Here is a 22,194-nt window from a genome sequence, read left to right as displayed (position 1 = left end):
GGTCCGGCCTCGCGTGCGGCGCGGGACCGGGTCTTTCGACAAGAGTTCTTCACACCGGCTTCGCGGTTTCGCCAACGCGCGCATCCTTCACCTCTGTGCAAGCCAGAATTACATTGGCTTAAAATCAGAACGGATCAATGATGCGCGGATGCCAGTGTCTTGTCTGTCAGATAAAAAAGACAAAGCCGACAAGAATTGCAGTTAGTCGGGATGTCCCATCAGGCGAATCAGGTCGACGTTGTTCTTGACGCCGAGCTTGTCGAGGAGACGCCGCCGGTAGGTCGTGACGCTCTGTGGACTGATACCGAGTTCGGCGGCGATGTCGACGAGCGGCGTGCCGCGCAGGAGTTGGTTCAGCACCTCGTTCTCGCGTGACGAGAGCGTCGGCAGCTCCCGAATGGGCGTGTTGACCGAGCGGTGCCGTGGCGTCGTCAGCGAGGGGAAGAACACGTTGCCGGCGAGGATCTTGCGGATGGCGGCGAGCAGCGTTTTTTCCTCGGCGTCCTTGCCGATGAATCCCTGGGCGCCGGCCTTCCTGATATACGGGACATATTGGTCGGGGGGATACATCGAGAAAAACAGCACCGGCAGCCGGATCCCCGCGCTGCGCAGCGATTCGAGCACGTCGAGCCCGCTCTTGATCGGCATCGCGACATCGAGAATCAGCAGGTCCGCCGGTCGCTGTTTTGCCATCGTCTCGGCCTGCTCGCCGTCGTGCGCGATGGCGACGACCTCGAGGTCCGGCGTTCGCGCGATGATTTCGCTGAGCCCGTGACACATCATCGGATGGTCGTCGGCAATGATCAGTCCGGATTTCATGCTTCTCCCTGCCAGGGAATGGTCAGCGTCACCGTGGTGCCGGTCTTTCCCGACTCGATTGTCATCTGCCCGCGGTGGCGGAGGATGCGTTCTTTCACCCCGAGCAGCCCATAGCCCTTGCTGCGCGCCTCGTCCACGGCGAATCCGCGGCCGTCGTCGCTGACGCGCAGGCGCAAGCCCTGGCGGCCCGAAGACAGGCTGACCTTGACGCCATTTGCATGGGCGTGCTTGGCCACGTTGTTGAGCAATTCCTGGAAGGCCCGGAACAGGTCGGTGCTCAGTTGCTCGCTGCAGTCCGGCAAACGACTGGGAAAGCGCCCCTGGGCGGCGATGCCGACCAGCGCCGACCAGTCCTTCATATACCATTGGCAGGCCGATGCGAGGCCGAGGTCGTCGAGTACCGGCGGCCTGAGCGCGTTGCAGATGGTGCGGGCGGCAGCGTTGGCCTGCTTCACCAAGGACCGGATCAGGTCGATTTCATTCCTGATCGCCTCGTCGTCCCTGAAGCGATGCTTGAGCGAGTCGATGCGGAAGCCGATCGAGGTGAGGAGCGCGCCCAGTTGGTCGTGAATGTCGCGGGCGATGTCCTTGCGCTGCTTTTCGCGCAGCTTGTCGGAGTACTCGAGCAGTTCATAGATGCGGGCCTGGTACTTGGCCAGCGCCTGCTCGTTGCGTTTACGTTCGGTGATGTCGCGTCCGACCGACTGGATCTCGCGGAGGACGCCGCTTTCGTCATACAGGCCGCGATTGACGAACTGCATCCAGCGCTCTTCCCCTTGGCCGGAATACACCCGGTTTTCGATGACAACGACGGGATTGTTGACGGAGAGTTCGTTCAGCTTCGCCTCGACCAGCGCAATATCGTCCGGGTGCGCCACCGGTTCCCACGAATGGCCGACGATCTGCGCCTCGGTCTTGCCGAAGAAGCGACAATAGACTTCATTGGCATAGAGCATCGTGCCGTCGCGCCGATAGCGGGCAATCACTTCGGTCTGGTCTTCGAGGACCGCACGGTAGCGTTGTTCGCGCTGCATGCGCTCGGTAATGTCGGCGGCGACGCCGATAATGCCGATAATGGCACCGTCCGCATTCCGTTCAGGTTCGATCAGGGTGTCGTACCACCGGATCTCTCCCGCGATGGTCATGCGAATTTCATGGCGCTCGCCGATCCCGCTCTCGATGACGCGCTGTTTGATGGCGCTCGTTACTTTCGCATCTTCCGGGGTGAAGAGGTCGTGATCGAAGCCTCCGATGATGGTTTCGCCTGTTTTCGGGACCTGCGGGTTGGCGATGAAGGTGTAGCGCAGGTCGAGGTCCTGATGGAAAACCACGATCGGCATGAGATCCAGCGAGAGCTGCAGTCGCCGTTCGGTGATCCGTCGTTCGCGTTCGGCTTGAAGTTCGGCGGTGATGTCGCGCAGGGTGCCGACCAGATAGTTCTCGTCGGCGATCGTCGAGATCGTGGCGGAGAACATGACGTCGCGGACTTGCTTGTCCTTGCGCACGATCTTGCTCGGCATTTCCTGAATGACGTCGCCGGACAGGATGCGCGCGAAAGTGCGATCGCGCTCGTCGGGATCGGCCCAGAGGCCGAGTTCGGCCGAGGTCTTGCCGAGCAGTTCGCTGCGGTTGTAACCGAGAAGCTGGCTGAAGGCTTCGTTGACGTCGATGAGCGCGCCGTCGCGCATTCGTGTGATGCCTATGCCTACGGGACTCAGCCGGAATATCACCTCAAGACGTTCGAGTTCTCCGGTCAACTGGCGGCGGCTTTGCTCCGGCCCTGAGTTTCTGGCCTTCATTGTTTCTCTTCCCCGTGCAACGCGTACTTCATGTCAGCTGTGTTTCGACCCTGTTCGATGTGTCTGTACCGCGTCTTTGCTTGTTTTTTGCGCGATGCCAGTCTTTGTCGACCACCTTAGCAAAAAGTTCAGGATTTTGTCATGTCAAATATGCTTTTTTCTTAGTCTGGAAATGGCAACCAGGCGTGAATCGACGTCGCTTTGCGAGCACGTGGCGGCTTCGGTCGGCCCGTCGGACGAGCCTTTCCGCAGCTTCGTTGGCGTTCGCAAAATGCGAATGCAAATGGCGCGATTGAAGAATGGACGCCAGCCAGCGGGGAACGCACAGTAGCGCCTCATCAGGGTATCGCCCGGGCGCCGTGGATTGCTGCCCGGGCGCGGATGCCTGTTGGTGAGTTCTGACCGGCTCGATAGTCAAGAAAGGGAACTGTATGGAAAGTGTCGAACGCCTCAAGGAGATATGCAAGGACGTCCGTGCCGATATCGTGCGAATGACGAACGCGGCGGGCTCCGGGCATCCGGGCGGAAGTCTGTCGGCTGTCGAAGCGATGGTCACCCTGTATTGCAATGTAATGAACCATCGCCCGGCCGATCCGGCCTGGGCTGATCGCGACCGTTTCTTCCTGTCCAAGGGGCATGTCTGCCCGGTCGTCTATGCGACGATGGCGCGCACCGGCTATTTCCCCGTCGAAGAGTTGCTGACGCTGCGCAAGCTCGGCACGCGCCTGCAGGGGCATCCCTCGTGCAAGACGCTGCCCGGCATCGAGGTCTCCAGCGGGTCGCTGGGGCAGGGGCTGTCGGTCGCCAATGGCTTTGCGCTGTCGGCCCGGCTCGATCGCAAGCCCTATCGCGCCTATTGCCTGCTCGGCGACGGCGAACTGCAGGAAGGCCAGGTCTGGGAAGCCATCATGACCGCCGCCCACTACAAGCTCGACAACGTCTGCGCCATCGTCGATTACAACGGCTTGCAGATCGACGGCGAGGTGGAGAAGGTCATGGGCATCGCGCCGCTGGCCGACAAGTGGCGTGCCTTCAACTGGCATGTGATCGAAGTCGATGGCCACGACGTCGCGAAAATGCTGGCCGCCTACGACGAAGCGCGGCAGACGCGCGGCAAGCCCTCGGTGATCCTGATGCGGACGATCAAGGGCAAGGGCGTCTCGTTCATGGAGAACGTCGCCGGCTGGCATGGCAAGCCCTGCAACCGGGACGAGATGGCACTGGCGCTGGCGGATATTTACGGGAAGGGACACTGAGATGAGCTTGAAGATGCTGCCGACGCGGGATGGTTATGGCAACGGACTGGTGGAGCTGGGCGCGACCCGTCCGGAGGTGGTCGTGCTCGACGCCGATCTGGCCAAATCGACACGTACCGACTGGTTCCAGGCCAAGTACCCGGAACGGTTTTTTGACATCGGCATCGCCGAGCAGGACATGATCGGCACGGCGGCGGGCTTGTCGCTGGGCGGCAAGGTGCCGTTCGCGACGACCTATGCGGTGTTCGTCGCCGGGCGCGCCTGGGACCAGATCCGCACGACCGTGTGCTACTCCAATCTGAACGTCAAGATCGCCGGCGCCCATGGCGGTATCTCGGCCGGCGGCGACGGCGCCACGCACCAGTCGCTGGAAGATGTCGCGGTCATGCGCGTGCTGCCGAACATGACGGTCATCCTGCCCTGCGACGCCATTGAGGCGAAGAAGGCGACGATCGCCGCCGCGAGCATGCACGGGCCGTGCTACCTGCGCTTTGCCCGCGAGGCGACGCCGGTGTTCACCCGCGAAGACGACCCGTTCGAGATCGGCAAGGCGATCGTCATGAAGCCCGGCGAGGACGTGACGATCATCGCCGCCGGACCGCTGCTGCACGAGGCCCTGCTCGCCCACGATCAGCTTGCCGCCGAAGGCGTGTCGGCCCGCGTCATCAACATGCATACGGTCAAGCCGCTCGACGCGGCGGCGGTCCTCGCCGCGGCGAAGGAGACCGGCGCGATCGTGACCGTCGATGAAGCGCAGCTTGCCGGCGGACTCGGCGGCGCGGTCGCCGAAACGCTGGTGAGCACGGTTCCCGTCCCCGTCGAAATGGTCGGTATCGTCGATACCTTCCTGGAATGTGGCCTGCCGGAGGAACTGGCGGTGGCCTACAACTTGAAGGCGAAGGACTTTGTCGACGCGGCAAAGCGGGTGCTGAAGCGCAAGCGCGGGGATTGACCTCGTCCGCCGAACTGCATACAAATGGGCGACAGGGCGATTCCTGTGATCGGGCCGGAGGGACACACGCATGAGGACGACTGCTTATAACCTCGCCAGGTTTGACCTGGTGTCCGTCCGGCTAGCCGTCGCCTGCGCCCAGACCGGCAGCCTGACCGCCGCGGCGAGAGAAACGCATCTGGCCCTGGCGGCGGCGAGCCGGCGCATCCGCGAACTCGAAAACGCAGTGGATAGCCCGCTGTTCGTTCGTCATACCAAGGGCCTGCTGCCGACCGCGGCGGGCCGGGTGTTCGTCAAGCACGGCCTGGCGCTGCTCCATACGATGGACGAGATCGGTGCCGAACTCGCCGATCTGCAACAGGGGATTGCCCGTCATATCCGCCTGCATTCGTCGAGTGCGGCGATCACCGAGTACCTGCCGCCCTTGCTCGCCCGTCATGCCGAGTTGCATCCGAACGTCCGCATCGACGTCGAGGAGATGGTCTCCGAGCTCGTCGTCGCGTCCTTGCGGGAAGGCCGGACCGATGTCGCGGTCTTCGTCGAAGGGCCCGACGTCAGCGACATGAGCGTCCGCTCTTTCCGCTCGGATGAATTGATCTTCGTCCTGCCCAAGGGGCATCCCCTGGCGCGCTCGAAAAAGCCCTTGTTTTTCGTCGATACCCTCGATGAGGAACAGATCTGCCTGTCCGCCGGCGCGGCGTCCCTGCAGAAGCAGCGGGCGGCCGCCCTGGCGGTCAATCGCCCGCTCAAGATCCGCATGCAGTTACGCAGCTTCGAAGCGGTGTGTCATATGGTCGCGGCCGGGCTCGGGATCGCGCTCCTGCCCAAGGGCGCAACGCAGCCGCTGATCAAGAGCCTGCAGCTCGCCTGGCGACCGCTCGGCGACGCCTGGGGGCAGCGCAATTTGCTGATCGCCGTCGGTCAGAACGAGGAAGACCCGGGCATCCTCGACTTCGTCAATTTCCTCGCCGAGTCGGCCTTGTCGGAGGCCGGGCAAGGTCCTGCCGCGGCAGCGCCCTGAGCGGGTGCTTTACGCCGGCACCGGCCGCGCCACGATCAGCGCCGTATCGACCGTAAAGCTGCCATCGTCCTCGATGTCGAAATGCCGGGCGACGTTGCTGTCGGCGCCGTGCTGCAGGGAACGGATGGCGACGACGTGGGACAGCGGCGTCTTGAGGCGCTCGATCCAAGGGTCGAAAGCCAGCCGCAGGCGCCCGACGACGGTTTCTTCGATCGCCATGCCGGCCGCTTCGATGACCCGTTTCCACTCCGACAGCGTCATGTCGCGGACATGCGACGGATCGCGCAGCAGTTCGACCGATTGCAGCCAGGTGTCATAGAGCGTCAGCTCCGGCGCGATGACGTCGATGAAGATGGCGATGCCGTCGTCCTTCAAGACGCGGCGGGCTTCCTTGATGCCGCTGGCCAGGTGCTGCCAGTGGTGCGCGCTGTAGCGGCTGACGACCGCATCGAAACTGGCCGGCGCGAAGTCGAGGGCTTCGGCGGCGCCGCGCACGGTGTCGATGTTGTTGAGGCCGCGTCGCGCGGCTTCGGCGGCGACCACCGCGAGCATGTCCTCGGACAGGTCGTAGGCCGTCACCGTTCCGGCCAGCTTCGCCAGGCGGAAACTGACGTGTCCGCCGCCGCAACCTGAGAGCCTATTTCGGCAGGGCTCGCGAGCCGCGTTGTCGATACGGGCGGATGGATGCAAGGCGCGAGGCGCAGCGCATGGTTATTCCATGTGCAAGCGGAGCAACGCCGCAGACGCCGCCCGTATCGACAACCCGAAGGGCCGATTCGTTGCGGGCGCATCGCTACGTTGCGGCCGATTCGTGGAGAATAACTCCACTTCATCGCCCACGCCTTGCGCTGCCTCCCGCAACGAAACGGCGCGGCCCACGATCCCTGCCGAAATAGGCTCTAACGAGCGCCCGTGGGCACGGGCGCCGGCCGACGATCTCGGCCATGCGGTCAAGATCGGCGCCGGCGGCGTGTACGGCGCTGGTCAGATAGGCGGCGGCGTTCGGCCCGAACTGCCCGACGACTTTGCGGTGATGAGGATCGCTGCTCATGGATTTCTCGCTGAATGAAGGATTCCCCACCCCGCCGTTCGCCGCCGACGGCCCGGTCAGGCCAGTGTGCCGATGTTGTTGAGGTCGGTGAAGGCCTGCTTGAGACGCGCCTTGAACGATTCCTCGCCTTTGCGCAGCCAGGCGCGCGGATCGTAGTACTTCTTGTTCGGCTTGTCCTCGCCTTCCGGGTTGCCGATCTGGCCCTGCAGGTAGCCTTCGTTCTTCTTGTAGAAGCCGCGGACGCCGTCCCAGAATGCCCACTGCGTATCGGTGTCGATGTTCATCTTGATGACGCCGTAGGAGATCGCCTCGCGGATTTCTTCGAGCGTCGATCCCGAACCGCCGTGGAAGACGAAGTTGACGGGTTGGGCCGGGGTGGCGAATTTCTGCTGGATGAAGTCCTGCGAATTCTTCAGGATGATCGGTTGCAGCTTGACGTTGCCGGGCTTGTAGACGCCGTGGACGTTGCCGAACGAGGCGGCGATCGTGAAGTTCGGGCTGATCTTCGACAGGCGCTCGTAGGCCAGCGCCACGTCCTCCGGCTGCGTGTAGAGCTTGGCGCTGTCGACGCCGCTGTTGTCCACGCCGTCTTCCTCGCCGCCGGTGACGCCGAGTTCGAGTTCGAGGGTCATGCCGATGCGGCTCATGCGGGCGAGATAGCGTTCGCAGATCTCGATGTTCTCTTCGAGCGATTCTTCCGACAGGTCGAGCATGTGCGAGCTGAACAGCGGCTTGCCGTTGGCCTGGTAGAAGGCTTCGCCGGCGTCGAGCAGGCCGTCGATCCAGGGCAGGAGTTTCTTGGCCGCGTGGTCGGTGTGCAGGACGATGGTGGCGCCGTACATGCCGGCGAGCGCGTGGATATGGTGGGCTGCCGACACGGCGCCGGCGACGCAGGCGCGCTGCCCGTCATTGTTGAGGGCCTTGCCGGCATAGAACTGGGCGCCGCCGTTGGAAAACTGGATGACGGCGGGCGACTGCAGTTCGGCCGCGGTTTCCATGACGGCATTGACCGTGCTGGTGTTGATCACATTGACCGCCGGCAGGGCGAACTGCTTGGCTTTGGCAAAGGCGAACAGCGCCTGCAAGTCGTCTCCGGCGATGACGCCGCTTTTGGTTTTCATGGGTTTTCTCTCTCTTGACGTTTTAAAGGATGGTTATCATGACAATGTACCATCCGGGACGGCGTCGGTGCCGGATTTCTTCGGGCCCGCATGCCGGGGGGCGGCACGCGGGCGGCGGGGGCGTTATTTGCCCGCCTGTATCTCGTTCATCGGTTCGTCGATCGTCGCGATGATCAGCAGGGTCAGGATCGACGAGGCGGCCAGGGCCATGAAGACGACATTCCAGTTGAAGGCGTCGAGGATCATGCCGACGACCAGCGGGGCGACGGCGCCGCCCAATTGACCGCCGGTGTTGACGAGCCCGTAGGCGACCGGATAGACCTCCTTGGTCGTCGCGCCCATCGCATAGACCGAGAACGCCGAGTAGCCGATGCTGAGCAGGAAGCCGGCCATGAACAACAGCGCCGAGAGCGTGATGGCGTCGTTCGGCGCATACACCAGGCTGTACATCATCACCGAGGTGCACAGCGCCGTCAGCAGCATCAGCGGCTTGCGGCGCTTGTCGAGGAGGCGGTCGGAGATCAGGCCGCCGATGAAGTTGCCGGCGACGGCGCCGACGAAGGGGGCGGCCGAGACGAATCCCATCTTCATCGTGGCGAACCCCTTTTCGCTGACCAGGTAGGTCGGAATCCAGGACATGATGACATTGACGATGCCGACCATGAAGAAATAGCCAAGCGCGTTGCCGATGATGTTCCAGGAGCGCCAGATGCCGGCGCTGGTGTCGACGAGCTTGACCTGTTTGGCGCGAATCAGCCGGTCGAGCCAGGCGAGGTCGCGCTTCGGCTTCGCCGGCCGGTCGGCGGCGACGGCGACGGCCTGTTCGGCGCGGATGTATTCAAGCTCGGCCGGCGAAACCATGGCGCTCTCTTCCGGCGTGTTCTTGACCGACAGATACCAGACCACGCTCAGGATGATGCCGGGAATGGCGAAGGCGAAGAAGACTTCGCGCCAGCCCCACATACTGATGATGAAGACGCCGATCGGCGGGGCGATCACCGCGCCGAATTTCGAAGCCGCCAGATAGATCCCGGTGGCGGTCCCTTTTTCCTTCGGCGGGAACCAGTGGTTGATCGTCTGCAGGCAACCGATCGGCAACGGTCCTTCCGAAATGCCGAGTCCGACCCGGTAGAGTTTGAGCATGAAGACCGACGACGTCAGGCCCTGCAGGCCGGTGAAGATCGAGGTCATGATCATTGCCAGCGGGAACACGCTCCTGACCTTGAACTTCTTGTAGATCAGCCCGGCCGGGATCTGTGCCACCGCATAGCCGAAAAACAGCAGGCTGACGAGCGCGCCGGCCTCGGTGTTGCTGAGCGCGAACTCCTTCTTGATGAAGGGCAGCGCCACGCCGAGATTCGAGCGGTCGGCGTAGGCGATGGTGTAGACGACGAATATCAGGAGCATGACGATCCATCGGTACCAACTCGTTCTTGCCTTGGCGGTGCTGCCAATTGCCAGTTCATTGCCATTCATTTTGACTCTCCTCGTTTGTTATTTGATTGCCGCGAATGAGCGGCGTGCCTGCATCGGCGATCCCTGTATCAGCCGGCGCTGCCCTCGTAGTGCTTTCTGAGTTCGCGGACGTATTCCGGCACCGGATGCAGGTCGCCGATGAGGCCGGATTTGACGAGCTGGCTCGGCACGTCGTGCGAGACGATGTGGGGCAGCTGTCGGGCGATCTTCATCAGGCGGTCGATGTCGATGCCGGTGTCGTGGCCCGATGCCTGCAGCATGTGAATCGCTTCCTCGCTGGCGATGTTGCCGCTCGCGCCCGGTGCATACGGGCATCCGCCGAGGCCGCCGAGCGACGCGTCGAAACGGGTGACGCCGCCCTGCACCGCTGCCAGGACGTTGGCGAGTCCCATGCCGCGGGTGTTATGGAAATGGAGGGTCAGTTGCAGCGCCGGGAAGGCGGCGTCGAAGGCCTGCTGAAAACCCGCCACCATCCGGCTGACCTGGGCCGGGTGCGCCATGCCGGTGGTGTCGCAGATCGTGATGCCGCGGACGCCGAGATCGGCGAAGCGTTTTGCATAGGCGAGGACGTCGGCCTCGGCGACATTCCCCTCCATCGGACAGCCGAAGCAGCACGACAGCGAGACGTTGATCGGCGTCTTGCCATCGACTTCGCGGATGACCTCGGCGAGCACCGAGAAGCTGTTGGCGCGCGGCATCCGCAGGTTGGAGAGGTTGTGCGTCTCGGAGACCGACATGACGAGATTCAGTTCGTCGGCCTGGGCGAGCATCGCCCGTTCGGCGCCGCGCATGTTCGGTACCAGGACGGTGTATTCGACGCCGGCGACGCGCTTGATCCGGTGCATCACCTCGTCGGCATCGCGCAGCATCGGGATCGCCTTGGGCGAGGTGAAGGAGCTCACCTCGATCTTGGCATAGCCGCACAGGCTCAATTCGTCGATCAGTTCGACCTTGGTTCCGGTCGGGATGAAGTTGCACTCGTTCTGGAAGCCGTCGCGCGTCGCCACTTCGTTGAAATACAGTCGTGTCATGATCTGTCTCCGCTGGCGATGCCGCCGATCACGCCCTTTGCCGCCATCGCCCGGATCGATTCGGGGGAATAGCCGAGTTCGCCGAGAATGTCGGCGCTATGCTGTCCGAGTGTCGGCGCCTTGGTCCGCAGCGATCCGGGCGTGCCGAGCAGCTTCGGCACGATGCCGGGAACGGCCAGAACGCTGCCGTCGTCCATGTCGACGTTTTCGAGCATGCCGCGCGCCTGGTAATGCGGGTCGGCGGCAATGTCGGCGATCGAATAGATCTTGCCGGCCGGGACCTTGGCGTCGTCGAGCGCCGTCAGCACTTCCTCGACGCTGTGCTGGATGCTCCAGTCGCCGATGGCCTTGTCGAGTTCGGCGACGCGGGCGACACGGCCGGCGTTGTCGGCGAGCGCCGGGTCGTTGCCGAGGTCGTCGCGGCCGATCAGCTTCATCAGGCGCCGGAAAATGCTGTCGCCATTACCGGCGATGAGGGCGTAGGCGTCGTCCTTGCAGCGGTAGGCATTGGTTGGTGCGATGCCCGGCAGGGCGCTGCCGGCGGGGCCGCGCACGGCGCCGAAGGCACTGTATTCCGGCAGCAGGCTTTCCATGCAGTTGAACACGGCCTCGTAGAGCGCGACATCGATGACCTGTCCTTCGCCGCGCGGAAGCTTCTCGCTCACCGTCTTGCTCCGGTGCTGCAGGGCGATCAGGATGCCGATGACGCCATGCAATGACGCCAGCGTATCGCCAATGCTGACGCCGACGCGCACCGGCACCCGGCCGGGTTCGGCGGTCAGGTGACGCAGGCCGCCCATGGCTTCGGCGACGACGCCAAAACCGGGACGGTCGCGATACGGTCCGGTCTGGCCATAGCCACTGATGCGCAGGATGATCAGCGACGGATTGATTTCCATCAGGCGATCCGGGCCGAGGCCCCATTCTTCGAGCGTTCCCGGCCGGAAATTCTCGATCAGCACATCGGCTTCGCGGGCCAGTGCGCGCACGACTTCCTGCGCTTCCGGGTCCTTCAGGTTCAGCGCCAGCGAGCGCTTGTTGCGCGATTGAACCTGCCACCAGACGGAAGTGCCGTCCTTGAGCATCCGCCAGCGGCGCAGCGGGTCGCCGCCCAGACTGGATTCGGTACTCGGCGGTTCGATCTTGATGATGTCGGCACCGAAATCGCCCAGCGTCTTGCAGGCGAAGGGACCGGCAATGAGTTGCCCCATCTCGACGACTTTCAGGCCCGCCAGGGGGCCGTGGGTCGACGCGTTGTCTTTCATGCTTGCGTTGTCCATGGTTGATATTCCTTGGCTGAGGTGTTGCTGCGGTTCTGAAGTGTGGTCGTGCGACCAGGCAGCGTCCATTGCTCATTACGGTCGCTGCGATTCGCGTTTTGCGAAGGCCGGCGATGGCGCCATTCCGTCGTCTCGCCGTTGCGTGCGATGGCGTTTTGAAGACCCTTCTGTCGATGCTTTTGGCATTGCTGCGCCGGCGGAATCTGTCCGTCGAGGGACGGCGGCTTGTCTGCCGATGCGTTTGCAAATGGCGAAGCGCACCGTCCGATTTCGCGAATGGACCGGCGTGCCGGCGTTTTGCATACTCTGCTTTCGATGTGGTCGCCGGCGAGGGGAAATGCAGGTGGCGTTTTTAAAATTTCTCTGCAGGGCATTTCAGGGCGACGCAGGTCGCCCGTTTTTTTGCGCCGTCGGTATGCGCCTTCGCGAATCGGATAGGCGAGCGTGCGTATTTGCAAATGGACAGGCGCGATTCGGCTGCAACAGACTGCCGATGCCGTTTGCCGTTTGCCGGTCGCCGGCCGGCATGGCCGTGTCAACACGCACATCGCAACACGAACATCGACGGGAGGAATTATGCTGAAATGTATCGCCGCACGCGTCCTGAGTCTGTTACTCGTATTTTTCTCTGCGGCGATCCATGCCGCGCCTGCAGGAGCCGACCAAGCCATGGCTAATGACCAAAGCATCATCGACAGTGTCGATCACATCGTCTTCACCGTCGCCAGCATCGACCGGACGGTCGAGTTCTATTCGCGCATCGGGATGGGGGTGGAGACCTTCGGCGCCGGCCGCAAGGCGCTGACCTTCGGCAAGCAGAAGATCAATCTCCACGAGAAGGGCAAGGAGTTCGAGCCGAAAGCCGCGTCGCCGACGCCGGGGGCGATCGACATCTGCTTCATTTCGAAGATTCCCGTCGACGCACTCAAGAAGACGCTGGAAAGTCGCGGCATCACGATCATCGAGGGGCCGATCCAGCGTACCGGCGCGGTCGGGCCGATCCTGTCGATCTATTTCCGCGACCCGGACAACAATCTCATCGAGATTTCCAACTACTGATCGCGCACGCCAGGCATGCCTGGCGGAGGGCGGGCGAGCGCAGCGGCGCCGGCAAGAAGACGCATTCTTTGCATAAAAATGCGGATTGGGCTTGCGAAAGAAATTTCAGCCGATATAATGCGCAGCCTGTTCCTCGATAGCTCAGTCGGTAGAGCGCCGGACTGTTAATCCGTAGGTCCCTGGTTCGAGCCCAGGTCGAGGAGCCAAAGTATCTGCGGGAGTAGCTCAGTTGGTAGAGCGCAACCTTGCCAAGGTTGAGGTCGCGAGTTCGAGACTCGTCTCCCGCTCCAGTTTCATTCGCTGATGTCTGGCATTCAGCGAAACAAGCGCTTTATCGGGCGCGGGGTGGAGCAGTTGGCAGCTCGTCGGGCTCATAACCCGAAGGTCGCAGGTTCAAGTCCTGCCCCCGCAACCACGACATTGTCGTTGGCGCTTATCGGTTCCGGGTCCCCATCGTCTAGAGGCCTAGGACACAACCCTTTCACGGTTGGTACCGGGGTTCGAATCCCCGTGGGGACGCCACAATACTTCGTTACGCGCTACCGAGCGCCCGATCCACGTGCGTCGGGAATGCCGCCACCTGTTCCTTGATCCATTGCCGGAATCGCGTCACCGGCGGCGTCTCCAGCTTGTCCATCCGGCACAGGAAATAATATGACATCGGCGACTCGACGACGGCGCTGAACGGCCGCACCAGGCGTCCGGCGACGAGATCGTCGTGCGCCAGCGAATGGCGGACGAGTCCGAGTCCCTGTCCCTTGATCGCCGCCTGCAGAATCAGCGCCGAGTTGTCGAACATGATGCCGCGTTCCGGTTCCTTCGCTGTAATCCCCGCGGCGGCGAACCACAGCGACCACGGCTCGTAGGACGAATGCATCAGCGGCACGCCGTCGAACCAGGCATGGTCGTGCAGGTCGTACTGGCGCGCGAATTCCGGCGAACAGACCGGGAAAAGCCAGTCGCGCAGGAGCAGTTCGCTGAAGACGCCGGGATACGGGCCGGTGCCGAAGCCGATCGAGACATCGGCGTCGAGGTGGGTGAGGACGGTCGGCGTGTTGGTCGACTGCACGTCGACGTCGATATCCGGGCAGGACGAGATGAAGTCGCCGATCCGCGGCAGCAGCCAGCAGGCGGCGAAGGACGAGATGGTGCCGACGCGCAGGTGCCGGTGCTGACTCGTGCAGACCTCGTGGGCGGCGTCCTCGATCTCGTTGAAGGCCGCTTCGACGCGCTGGGCGAAGCGGCTGCCCTCGGTGGTCAGGCTGAGGCCGCGCCCGGCCTTGTCGAACAAGGTGATGCCGAGCTCTTCCTGGAGGATGCGGATCTGGTGGCTGACGGCGCTGTGCGTCAGGTTGAGCACCTCGGAGGCGCGCGAGACGCCGCCGTGGCGGGCGACCACGACAAAGACGCGCAGGGCGTTGAGCGAGGGCAGGCGTTTCGACATTCCGGGGATTCCCGCAAACAGGCGCGAAAGTCGCGATGAACCGCGATTCTACGCCAGCTGAAACTCTTGGGGCGTGTTCTCGTTCAAACGCCGGCGCGTCCGGCCGGTATCTCAGAGTAGCCGCATTTTCCGAGCCGCGGCGCGCAGTTCCTCGCGAAAGTCGGGATGGGCGATGCCGATCAGCGCCTCGGCGCGCTGCTTGGCCGTTTTGCCGCGCAGCTGGGCGACGCCGTATTCGCTGACGACGTAATTGACGTCATTCTTCGTCGTCGTGACATGGGCGCCGGGCGTCAGGGTCGGCACGATGCGCGAGAGCGTGTCGCCCTTGGCCGTCGAAGGCAGGACGATGATCGCCTTGCCGCCGTGCGAGCGGTTGGCGGCGCGGACGAAGTCGGCCTGTCCGCCGGTGCCCGAATAGGGCGTGAAACCCATGCTTTCCGAGCAGCATTGCCCGATCAGATCGACCTGCAGGCTGGCGTTGATGGCGATCAGATTGTCATTGCGGCCGGCCAGCGCCGGATCGTTGGTGAAGTCGACCGGATGCATCTCGAGCGCCGGGTTGCGATGCATGAACCGGTACAGCTTGCGCGAGCCGAGGGCGAAGGTGGCGAACATCTTTCCCGGCCGGTAGTTCTTCTTGCGGTTGGTGACGACGCCGGCCTCGACCAGCGACATGATGCCGTCGCCGATCATCTCGGTGTGCACGCCGAGGTCGCGCTTCTCCGTCAGTTGCATGACGACCGCATCAGGGATGCCGCCGAAGCCGATCTGCAGCGTGGCGCCATCGGGGACGAGCTCGCCGACATATTTGCCGATCGCAGCCTGGACCGGTTCGATCTTCGGCAGACCGACCTCGAGGATCGGGTCTTCGCTCTCGATCAGCGCCGTCACTTGCGAAATATGCACATGGCAGTTGCCGTGCGCATAGGGCACGTTGGGATTCACCTCCAGCACGACGGCGCGCGCCTTGGCGATCGCGGCCATGGTGTAGTCGGCGCCGAGGCTGAGCGAGAAGTAGCCGTGCTCGTCCATCTCGGAGGCCATCGAAAAGACCACGTCGGCGCGGTTGAGACCGCGCTCGATCAGCACCGGCAGTTCGGAGAAGTAGGCCGGGACGTAGTCGATCCAGCCGTCCTGGCCGCCGGGACGCGAGGCCGGGCCGAAGAAGTAGGAGGTATGCCGGATGTGTTCGGCGGTGTCCGGATCGAAATAACCGAACTTGCGCAGCGGCAGCGTCTGGGCGATTTCGACGCCGCGGAAACTGCGGCGCTGTTCGGACAGCTCGGCCAGCAGCGTCGGCGGTTCGCCGACGCCGGTGGGAACGATGATGACATCATTGTCGCGGACGAGCCGCACCGCTTCGGCGGCGATGGTCCGTTTTTCCAGATACAGCGTGTGTGCCGACATGGCGTATCCCCTGATTCGATCTGTTGTTCGGCCGGAACCGTTGTTCCGGCCGTGCCCGGCGCTTCTGCGGCGCGCGCGGCGAGGGCGGTGGCTCAGCTTGAGTAACTGACCACGGCGAGTACTTTCGCGACCTCGTTGCCGAGCCCGTGGAAGGTGTGCGGCTGCGAGGAATCGAGATAGGCGCTGTCGCCGGTGTCGAGCCGGTAACTGTGCCCGTCGTAGAACAGTTCGACGGCGCCGCTGACGACATAGACGAATTCCTGCCCGTCGTGCGTGATCGGCACGCCCTGGCGAAGATTCGGGTCGAAGGTCAGCAGGAAGGGTTCCATCGTATGGCCGACAGTGCCCGGCCGCGTCAGCGAGGCGTAGGAATAGCTCTGCTCGGTGCCGCCCTGTTCGCCCGCCAGCGATTCGCCCGAGCGGCAGATGGTGAGCGAGTCCGAAACCGTGGCGCCGCCGTGCAGCAGTCCGGCCATCTTCGACCCGAGCACGCGCGACAGCTGGATGACGGCGCCGATCGACGGCACCGCCGAGCCATCCTCGTAGGCTTGCAGGCGGTCCTCATCGATGCCGGTGAGTTTGCATACCTGGGACAATGTCATGTCCTGCGCCTCGCGCAGCGCCTTGATCCGTTCCCCGACGTATTTGCGCATGATCCGTTTCTCCCGATGTCTGTGGTTCAGGCGACGCGCCGGGCCGGCACGATGCGCCCGCTGAGCGCGCGCAGTTCCTGCCAATGGCGGTCGATCGCCGGACGCAGGCCGGCGGCGCTGATGCCCGATTTCTGGAACCGTAGCTGAAGCGAGAGATACATGTCCAGCGCCTCGTCGGAGAAGTCGGGCTCGATATTCACCACGTAGCGTTTGCCGTCGAAGATCTCGATGACCGGGTAGAGCCCCGAGCGCACCGCCAGCCGCACCAGTTCCATGCCCATCGCCGGTTCCGATTTCCAGCCGGTCGGGCAGGGCGAGAGCACATGCAGGAAGCGGAAGCCCTTGAGGTCGAGCGCGCGGCGCAGCTTGCGCACGGTGTCCTCGGCGTGGGCGAGCGAGACCGAGGCGACATAGGGAACGCGATGCGCCGCCATGATCGCCAGGATGTCCTTCTTTTCCTCGGGCTTGGCGCTCGACAGGTTGCTCGTCACCGCGCCGGCCGGCGTCGCCGACGAGCGCTGCCCGCCGGTGTTGCCGTAGATTTCGTTGTCATAGCAGATGTAGAGCACGTCCTCGTTGCGATCCGCCGCCGCCGACAGCGTCGCGAAGCCGATGTCATAGGTGCCGCCATCGCCGGCAAGGCAGATGACGCGGGTATCCTCACCGTTCATGCGGGCGACGGTGGCGATGCCGCTGGCCGCTGCGGCGGCCGAGGCGAAGGTGGTCAGCAGGGTCGGCACGCCGTAGGTGCTCTGCGGGTAGATGCCGGCCGAGACGGCGGCGCAGCAGGCGGGGACGACGAGGTGCACACGCTGGTCGGCGACCGCATGGCGCATCATCTGCATCAGCGACGAGAGGCCGCAGCCGCCGCAGTTGGTGTTACCCATGCGCAGCAGGGGATCGGGGCGGTCGAGCGTGGTCTGGGCCATGCCGCCCAATACGGGTTCGTTCATCATGCGGCCTCCATCATCGCCGGGTGTCCGGCATTCTTGCGCGGCTGCAAATCGGCCAGCATATTGACGATATGCTCGGGACGGACGTCGCCGCCGCCGAGTCCTGCGAGGTAGCTCTGCACCACGGTGCCCGGATCGGCGAGGGAATTGACCTCGCCCCAGAGCACGCCGCCGAAGCCGAGGCTGACGTCGCGGTCGATCACGGCGATGCGCTGTTTACCGGCGAACCAGGCGCGGATGGCCTCGCTCGGCAGCGGACGGAAGAGGCGCACGCGCAGCGCGCCGACCTTCTGGCCCTGGGCGCGCAGCTGGTCGACGACGCGCTCGGCGGTGGCGCCGATCGTACCCATCGAGACGATCAGCGTTTCGGCATCGTCGGCGCGGTAGGGTACGACGGCGTCGCCCAGCCGGCGCCCGAAGATGTGCTCGAACTCGTCCTGGATGCCGGCATAGACGCGGGCGGCGCCGTTCATCGCCGAGAGATGCTGGTGCCGGTGCATTTCGGTCTGGTGCGGCAGGTCGATCTGCCCCAGCGCGTGCGGCGCTTCGCCGAGGCGGTGCGGCACCGTCGTCGTCGGCAGGAAGGCATCGACCAGCGCCTGATCGGGCACATCGATCTGCGCGACGGTATGCGAGAGGATGAAGCCCTCCATGCAGACCATCGCCGGCATCATCACCGCCGGGTCTTCGGCGAGCCGGAAGGCGGCCAGCACGGTGTCGAAGAGTTCCTGGTTGTCGGCGCAATAGAACTGGATGAGGCCGTGATCGCGCAGCATCAGCGCGTCGCCGTGATCGGCCCAGATGTTCCAGGGCGGGCCGATCGTCCGGTTGGCGACCGCCATCACCACCGGCAGGCGCAGGTAGGCGGCGGCGATGCAGTTTTCGGCCATGTAGGCGAGGCCGTTCGACGAGGTGGTGGTGAAGCTGCGCGCCCCGGCTGCCGCCGCGCCGATGCAGACGGCCATGGCGCTGTGTTCGCTCTCGACCTTGACGACGCGGCCTTTTTCGATCTCCTGCAGGCAGAGATATTCCATGCATTCGGTCGAGGGGGTGATCGGATAGACCCCGCTGCAGAAGCCGCGGCCCGTGCGATTGGCGCGGCCGGCGAGCGTCGCGGCGAGTCCGGCGCCGTGATTGGCACTCAGCAGTTTCAGAGACATGAGCTCACCTCTTGCTTGTTTTTTTCGTGCATTTCCATGGCACTGCGTGGACATTCGGCGACGCACATGCCGCAGCCCTTGCAGTAGTCGGCATCGATCCGGTAGCCGTCGCCGGCGCGGGCGATGACGCCTTCCGGGCAGTAGATCAGGCAGGTGTCGCAGTGCGTGCATTGCCCGCAGGAGAAGCAGCGTTCGGCTTCCTCCGGCCCGGCCAGGCCGTGATTGCATTCGTCGAAGCTGTTGCGGCGCACCGAGGGCGGCGATTCCTTGTCGCGATGCGGCGGCGCCACGTCAAAGTGGGAGAAGCGGATCTGGCCCGGGGCGACGGGGTTTTCGCCGTTTTTATCGCCAGTTGGCACGCCGCCGTCCAACCCACTTTCCAGCCAGCTCAGGGCGGCCAGCGCTGTCCGCCGTCCGTTGCCAATGGCATGGGTGACGGTGCCGTCGCCGTTGGCGCAGTCGCCGGCCAGCCAGACCGGCAGCGCCGCGTCGCCGCGCCAGACGCGTCCGTTGCGGATCTGCCAGTCGTCCGGCAGGACGTCGGCCATGGCGCCCTGGCCGAGCGCGAGCAGGACCGTGTCGCAGTCGAGCGTCGAGGTCCGCGAGCTCACCACCGGCTGCCGCCGTCCGCTCGCGTCGGGTGCGCCGGGTTCGACTTCGGCCAGCACGACGGCGCTGACGTTGCCGTTGCCAGTGAAGGCAACCGGCTGGCGCTGCAGCACGAGGCGCACGCCTTCGAATTCGGCGGCGTCGATTTCCTCGGCGATCGCCGGCATTTCCTCGCGGCTGCGGCGATAGACGAGTTTTACCGAAGTGGCACCACAACGCAGCGCCGTGCGTGCACAATCGATCGCCGTGTTGCCGCCGCCGACCACGACGACGCGGCCCTGCAGCGTGACCTGGCCCTGTTTCGCCTGGTCGAGGAAGTCGAGGCCCTGTTCGACGCCGGGCAGTGTTTCTCCCTCGACGCCGAGCTTCAGCGCCGGGCCGAGACCGGTGCACAGCAGCAGCGCGTCGACCTCGTCCGGCAGGCGCGCCAGCGCATCGCGGTCGAGGCGGGCGTTGAGGCGCGTGTCGACGCCGAGACTGACGATGCGATCGACATCGCGCTGCAGCACGTCCGGCGGCAGGCGGTAGGCGGGGATGCCGTTGCGCAGCACGCCGCCGAGGCCGGGGCCGGCGTCGTAGAGGGTTACCGCGTGGCCGCGTCGCGCCAGTTGATAGCTTGCGCTCAGGCCAGCGGGGCCGCCGCCGATGACGGCGAAGCGGCGCGGCGTGTCGGTGCTTTGCCGTTCGAGCGTGACGTCCGAGTGATCGGCGATCCAGCGCTCCAGGCTGCGGATATTGACGGCGCCGTCGAAGGCCTCGCGGTTGCAGCCCTGCATGCACGGGGCCGGGCAGACGCGGCCGCAGACCGAGGGCAGGGCTTGCGTGCGCAGCAGCACGCGTGCTGCCGCGTCGGCGCCTTCGTTCTTCAGCGCCTGGATGAATCCGCGGATGTCATTGCCGGCCGGGCAGGCCTGGTTGCACGGCGCGGCGTGCTCGCGGTAGCGCGGCGCTTGGGTACTCCAGGTACCGGTCTTGAGCGTTGCCGGCAAATCGGTGTGGTGTTCGGTCAGCGGCAGGACCGGCGGCAGCACCGGCTGCCAGGTCGTCGCGCCGCGCGCGGTGGCGCCGGCTGTTTCGGGGCGCGGATCGCGAATCTGCACCTGGTCGTAGGCATGTTCGGCGGCGGCGAGGTCGCCGCTCAGGCCCAGCGACGCATACGCCTTTTCGAGCGCGCTCAGCGGCACGCCGAGCAGCCGCGCGTAGGCGCCGAGGATGGTGGTGTTGATGATCACTACCGAACTGCTGCCGATGCCGTGCTCGCGGGCGATCGCGGTGGCGTCGATGGCGCCGAAGCGATAGTCCTCGAATTGCCCGGCGAAGGCGTCGAGGCGTGAGCGGGTGTTGAGCAGCAGCAGCGCGCCCGCCGCCGTGCCCGACAGCACCTGCGGCCCCATCAGCGCCTCGTCGAGGACGATCAGGTGGTCTGGCTGATAGACCTTGTTGCGGTTCGAGATCGGCTGGCGGTCGACGCGGGTAAAGGCCTGGATCGGCGCGCCGGAGCGCTCGCTGCCGTAATCGCCGAAGGTCTGCACGTGCAGTCCCATTTGCGTGTACAACGAGGCGATCAGCTTGGCGCAGGTGACGCCGCCCTGGCCGCCGCGTCCATGCACCCGTACTTCCAGCGGCAAGGACAGATTTTCCAGGCCGGATGCGGAAGCTTCTCGTGGTAAATCGTTTTTCATAAGTCGGTCGCGCTTCCAATAGGTTTTATGCAAAGCTCGAAGAACAGCGCCCCGTTGCCGACCCCCAAAAACGCCTCGCTTGCCGCGACGCGGCACGATCGGGCGCGCGCGCTCGGGCCGGCGTTCCGGCAACTCAGGCAGAAATTCTAGGGAGCGGACCCGGCAAGGACAATCGCGATTTTTTTGACATATTCGTTAGAAATTTCGACAGGTTGGCGGGGCAGCGGGGGCGGGGGCGCACGAAAAAAAAACCGGGCGGCTCCGTGGGGAGCGGCCCGGTGTCGTCTTCTGCGATGGTTGCCGGAAGATCGGCAACCCGGGAAGGTCAGAAGGCGAGTTGCACTTTCATCTGCGTCTTGCGGTCGCGCGCGATTTCGAAGGCCTCCTTGACGCGTTCCATCGGCAGCGTCGCGGTGATGGTCGGCTTGACGTCGATCCGCCCTTCGCGGATCAGCTGTGCGGCGTGCGCGTATTCGTTGTTGAAGCGGTGCGTGCCGACGAGGCGGATTTCCTTGCCGACCAGCGCATTGATCGGGATATCGGCGCTACCGGTGACGCCGACCTGCACCACCGTGCCACGCGGCCGGACGACCGGGAAGGCCTGCTTCAGTACCGCGCCGACGCCGGTGCACTCGAAGGCGACGTCGAAGTAGCCCTTGTCGGCCGAGTAATCGCCGGCGAGTCGGTCCGGCTCGTTGGCGCCGTTGATGGCGACGTTGGCGCCCATGGCCAGGGCGGCCTTGAGCGGCGCTTCGGAGATATCCATGGCGACGATCTCGGCGGCGCCGGCAACGCGCACCGCGCCGATCAGCAGGGCGCCGATCGGACCGGCGCCGGTGACGAGAACGCGCTTGCCGATCAGGCTGCCGGCCTGGTTGATGGCGTGCAGGCCGATCGAGAGCGGTTCGGCGCAGGCGGCCTCGCCAAGGGAGACCTTGTCGCCGACCGGTTCGCATTGATGTTCCTCGGCCACCAGCAACTGGCGGAATCCGCCGTGCGTGTGCGGTTTGCGCATGGCGCTGCCGAAGAACTGCATCTCCAGGCAGTGCTGCTGCTCGCCGGCCAGGCAGAACTTGCAGTGGCCGCAGGGGCGGCTCGGGCTGACGGCGATGCGGTCGCCGGGGCGGACCTTGGTCACCTTCGCGCCGACGCTTTCGACGGTGCCGGCGACCTCGTGGCCCATGACGATCGGTTCGCTGACGCGGATCGTGCCGATGCCGCCGTCCCAGTAATAATGAATATCGGAGCCGCAGACGCCGCCGGCGCCGATGCGCACCAGGACCTGGTTCGGGCCGACGTCGCCGACCGGCCAGCTTTCAACGCGCACGTCTTCCTGCGCGTACAAGACACAAGCTTTCGTTTCCATTCGTGCTATTTCCAATCCGGCGAATTTGCCTGGTTGCCTATTTGCCGGCGTACTG

20 protein-coding genes and 4 tRNA genes are annotated in these 22,194 nt (G+C 64.5%); 8 read left to right on the top strand and 16 right to left on the bottom strand.

Annotated features, from left to right (window positions below; translation table 11 throughout):
* Positions 1-201 precede the first annotated feature (201 nt).
* Both BLR25_RS13450 and BLR25_RS13445 read right to left on the bottom strand, forming a co-directional pair.
* Entirely contained in the window at positions 202-819 is a 618-nt protein-coding gene (locus BLR25_RS13450; protein ID WP_091938401.1) for a response regulator transcription factor, read from the bottom strand.
* Complete coding sequence (locus tag BLR25_RS13445; RefSeq protein ID WP_091938400.1) at positions 816-2,618, bottom strand: sensor histidine kinase; 1,803 nt, start codon at positions 2,616-2,618, stop codon at positions 816-818. Before BLR25_RS13445 ends, BLR25_RS13450 begins: the two co-directional genes overlap by 4 nt.
* 431 nt (positions 2,619-3,049) lie before the next feature.
* Between BLR25_RS13445 and BLR25_RS13435 the strand changes: the two genes are divergently transcribed.
* The 3 genes from BLR25_RS13435 (at position 3,050) to BLR25_RS13425 (ending at position 5,847) form a co-directional block, all read left to right on the top strand.
* On the top strand, positions 3,050-3,874 hold the full coding sequence (locus tag BLR25_RS13435) for a transketolase (protein ID WP_091938398.1): 825 nt from the start codon (positions 3,050-3,052) through the stop codon (positions 3,872-3,874).
* Between the two features lies 1 nt (position 3,875).
* Positions 3,876-4,826 (top strand): transketolase family protein, encoded by a 951-nt coding sequence (locus BLR25_RS13430; protein ID WP_091938397.1) that lies wholly within the window; start codon positions 3,876-3,878, stop codon positions 4,824-4,826.
* A 70-nt stretch (positions 4,827-4,896) separates the two neighbouring features.
* Positions 4,897-5,847 carry a LysR family transcriptional regulator gene (locus tag BLR25_RS13425; protein WP_091938396.1) on the top strand — a complete coding sequence of 317 codons (951 nt, stop codon included), beginning with the start codon at positions 4,897-4,899 and terminating at the stop codon, positions 5,845-5,847.
* Positions 5,848-5,856: 9 nt separating this feature from the next.
* Here the strand turns inward: BLR25_RS13425 and BLR25_RS13420 are convergent, their stop codons facing one another.
* The 7 genes from BLR25_RS13420 to BLR25_RS21025 form a co-directional block, all read right to left on the bottom strand.
* Positions 5,857-6,537: a class I SAM-dependent methyltransferase gene (locus BLR25_RS13420; RefSeq protein WP_091938395.1), complete on the bottom strand. Its 681-nt coding sequence runs from the start codon at positions 6,535-6,537 to the stop codon at positions 5,857-5,859.
* A gap of 139 nt (positions 6,538-6,676) precedes the next feature.
* On the bottom strand, positions 6,677-6,898 hold the full coding sequence (locus tag BLR25_RS21030) for a hypothetical protein (protein ID WP_143009856.1): 222 nt from the start codon (positions 6,896-6,898) through the stop codon (positions 6,677-6,679).
* Between the two features lie 56 nt (positions 6,899-6,954).
* Positions 6,955-8,019, bottom strand: coding sequence for a class II fructose-bisphosphate aldolase (fbaA, locus tag BLR25_RS13410; RefSeq protein ID WP_091938393.1), 1,065 nt, complete (start codon positions 8,017-8,019; stop codon positions 6,955-6,957).
* A 123-nt stretch (positions 8,020-8,142) separates the two neighbouring features.
* Positions 8,143-9,495 (bottom strand): MFS transporter, encoded by a 1,353-nt coding sequence (locus BLR25_RS13405; RefSeq protein ID WP_218122742.1) that lies wholly within the window; start codon positions 9,493-9,495, stop codon positions 8,143-8,145.
* A gap of 68 nt (positions 9,496-9,563) precedes the next feature.
* Positions 9,564-10,526, bottom strand: coding sequence for a hydroxymethylglutaryl-CoA lyase (locus BLR25_RS13400; RefSeq protein WP_091938392.1), 963 nt, complete (start codon positions 10,524-10,526; stop codon positions 9,564-9,566).
* Positions 10,523-11,806, bottom strand: coding sequence for a CaiB/BaiF CoA transferase family protein (locus tag BLR25_RS13395; RefSeq protein WP_091938391.1), 1,284 nt, complete (start codon positions 11,804-11,806; stop codon positions 10,523-10,525). Before BLR25_RS13395 ends, BLR25_RS13400 begins: the two co-directional genes overlap by 4 nt.
* Positions 11,788-12,264, bottom strand: a complete 477-nt coding sequence (locus BLR25_RS21025; RefSeq protein ID WP_143009855.1) for a hypothetical protein — start codon at positions 12,262-12,264, stop codon at positions 11,788-11,790. The genes BLR25_RS13395 and BLR25_RS21025 overlap by 19 nt, the downstream gene beginning before the upstream one ends.
* 211 nt (positions 12,265-12,475) lie before the next feature.
* Here BLR25_RS21025 and BLR25_RS13390 point away from each other — a divergent pair, with 211 nt between their 5' ends.
* From BLR25_RS13390 to BLR25_RS13370, 5 genes are all read left to right on the top strand, one after another.
* The gene (locus BLR25_RS13390) at positions 12,476-12,865 is read left to right on the top strand and encodes a VOC family protein (RefSeq protein WP_091938445.1); all 390 of its coding nucleotides are present in this window, start codon (positions 12,476-12,478) and stop codon (positions 12,863-12,865) included.
* A 130-nt stretch (positions 12,866-12,995) separates the two neighbouring features.
* Positions 12,996-13,071: transfer RNA gene (locus tag BLR25_RS13385), tRNA-Asn, on the top strand.
* 8 nt (positions 13,072-13,079) lie between these two features.
* Positions 13,080-13,155, top strand: a tRNA-Gly gene (locus tag BLR25_RS13380).
* Positions 13,156-13,204: 49 nt separating this feature from the next.
* Positions 13,205-13,280, top strand: a tRNA-Met gene (locus tag BLR25_RS13375).
* A gap of 31 nt (positions 13,281-13,311) precedes the next feature.
* A tRNA-Glu gene (locus BLR25_RS13370) sits at positions 13,312-13,387 on the top strand.
* A gap of 10 nt (positions 13,388-13,397) precedes the next feature.
* Here BLR25_RS13370 and gcvA read toward each other — a convergent pair.
* The 7 genes from gcvA to BLR25_RS13335 form a co-directional block, all read right to left on the bottom strand.
* The gene (gene gcvA, locus BLR25_RS13365) at positions 13,398-14,309 is read right to left on the bottom strand and encodes a transcriptional regulator GcvA (RefSeq protein ID WP_091938390.1); all 912 of its coding nucleotides are present in this window, start codon (positions 14,307-14,309) and stop codon (positions 13,398-13,400) included.
* Between the two features lie 111 nt (positions 14,310-14,420).
* Complete coding sequence (locus BLR25_RS13360; protein ID WP_091938389.1) at positions 14,421-15,716, bottom strand: acetyl-CoA hydrolase/transferase family protein; 1,296 nt, start codon at positions 15,714-15,716, stop codon at positions 14,421-14,423.
* Between the two features lie 92 nt (positions 15,717-15,808).
* A complete protein-coding gene (locus tag BLR25_RS13355; RefSeq protein WP_091938388.1) occupies positions 15,809-16,369 on the bottom strand; it encodes a helix-turn-helix domain-containing protein in 561 nt (186 codons plus the stop codon).
* Positions 16,370-16,395: 26 nt separating this feature from the next.
* A complete protein-coding gene (locus BLR25_RS13350; RefSeq protein ID WP_091938387.1) occupies positions 16,396-17,325 on the bottom strand; it encodes a thiamine pyrophosphate-dependent enzyme in 930 nt (309 codons plus the stop codon).
* The gene (porA, locus tag BLR25_RS21020; RefSeq protein ID WP_176785888.1) at positions 17,322-18,482 is read right to left on the bottom strand and encodes a pyruvate ferredoxin oxidoreductase; all 1,161 of its coding nucleotides are present in this window, start codon (positions 18,480-18,482) and stop codon (positions 17,322-17,324) included. Before porA ends, BLR25_RS13350 begins: the two co-directional genes overlap by 4 nt.
* Positions 18,473-20,773 (bottom strand): FAD-dependent oxidoreductase, encoded by a 2,301-nt coding sequence (locus BLR25_RS13340; protein WP_091938386.1) that lies wholly within the window; start codon positions 20,771-20,773, stop codon positions 18,473-18,475. The genes porA and BLR25_RS13340 overlap by 10 nt, the downstream gene beginning before the upstream one ends.
* A 325-nt stretch (positions 20,774-21,098) precedes the next feature.
* Entirely contained in the window at positions 21,099-22,139 is a 1,041-nt protein-coding gene (locus tag BLR25_RS13335; protein WP_091938385.1) for an L-idonate 5-dehydrogenase, read from the bottom strand.
* Positions 22,140-22,194 lie beyond the last annotated feature (55 nt).

Origin of the sequence: Propionivibrio dicarboxylicus (assembly GCF_900099695.1) — a bacterium.
Lineage (GTDB): Bacteria > Pseudomonadota > Gammaproteobacteria > Burkholderiales > Rhodocyclaceae > Propionivibrio > Propionivibrio dicarboxylicus.
Note: the sequence above shows the minus strand (reverse complement) of the source record. Positions and strands in the feature narration are given on the sequence as shown.

Coding starts and splice junctions, on each gene's coding strand:
- BLR25_RS13450 (WP_091938401.1), bottom strand. CDS start 819: ATGAAATCCGGACTGATCATTGCCGACGACCATCCGATGATGTGTCAC.
- BLR25_RS13445 (WP_091938400.1), bottom strand. CDS start 2,618: ATGAAGGCCAGAAACTCAGGGCCGGAGCAAAGCCGCCGCCAGTTGACC.
- BLR25_RS13435 (WP_091938398.1), top strand. CDS start 3,050: ATGGAAAGTGTCGAACGCCTCAAGGAGATATGCAAGGACGTCCGTGCC.
- BLR25_RS13430 (WP_091938397.1), top strand. CDS start 3,876: ATGAGCTTGAAGATGCTGCCGACGCGGGATGGTTATGGCAACGGACTG.
- BLR25_RS13425 (WP_091938396.1), top strand. CDS start 4,897: ATGAGGACGACTGCTTATAACCTCGCCAGGTTTGACCTGGTGTCCGTC.
- BLR25_RS21030 (WP_143009856.1), bottom strand. CDS start 6,898: ATGAGCAGCGATCCTCATCACCGCAAAGTCGTCGGGCAGTTCGGGCCG.
- fbaA (WP_091938393.1), bottom strand. CDS start 8,019: ATGAAAACCAAAAGCGGCGTCATCGCCGGAGACGACTTGCAGGCGCTG.
- BLR25_RS13405 (WP_218122742.1), bottom strand. CDS start 9,495: ATGAATGGCAATGAACTGGCAATTGGCAGCACCGCCAAGGCAAGAACG.
- BLR25_RS13400 (WP_091938392.1), bottom strand. CDS start 10,526: ATGACACGACTGTATTTCAACGAAGTGGCGACGCGCGACGGCTTCCAG.
- BLR25_RS13395 (WP_091938391.1), bottom strand. CDS start 11,806: ATGGACAACGCAAGCATGAAAGACAACGCGTCGACCCACGGCCCCCTG.
- BLR25_RS13390 (WP_091938445.1), top strand. CDS start 12,476: ATGGCTAATGACCAAAGCATCATCGACAGTGTCGATCACATCGTCTTC.
- gcvA (WP_091938390.1), bottom strand. CDS start 14,309: ATGTCGAAACGCCTGCCCTCGCTCAACGCCCTGCGCGTCTTTGTCGTG.
- BLR25_RS13360 (WP_091938389.1), bottom strand. CDS start 15,716: ATGTCGGCACACACGCTGTATCTGGAAAAACGGACCATCGCCGCCGAA.
- BLR25_RS13355 (WP_091938388.1), bottom strand. CDS start 16,369: ATGCGCAAATACGTCGGGGAACGGATCAAGGCGCTGCGCGAGGCGCAG.
- BLR25_RS13350 (WP_091938387.1), bottom strand. CDS start 17,325: ATGATGAACGAACCCGTATTGGGCGGCATGGCCCAGACCACGCTCGAC.
- porA (WP_176785888.1), bottom strand. CDS start 18,482: ATGTCTCTGAAACTGCTGAGTGCCAATCACGGCGCCGGACTCGCCGCG.
- BLR25_RS13340 (WP_091938386.1), bottom strand. CDS start 20,773: ATGAAAAACGATTTACCACGAGAAGCTTCCGCATCCGGCCTGGAAAAT.
- BLR25_RS13335 (WP_091938385.1), bottom strand. CDS start 22,139: ATGGAAACGAAAGCTTGTGTCTTGTACGCGCAGGAAGACGTGCGCGTT.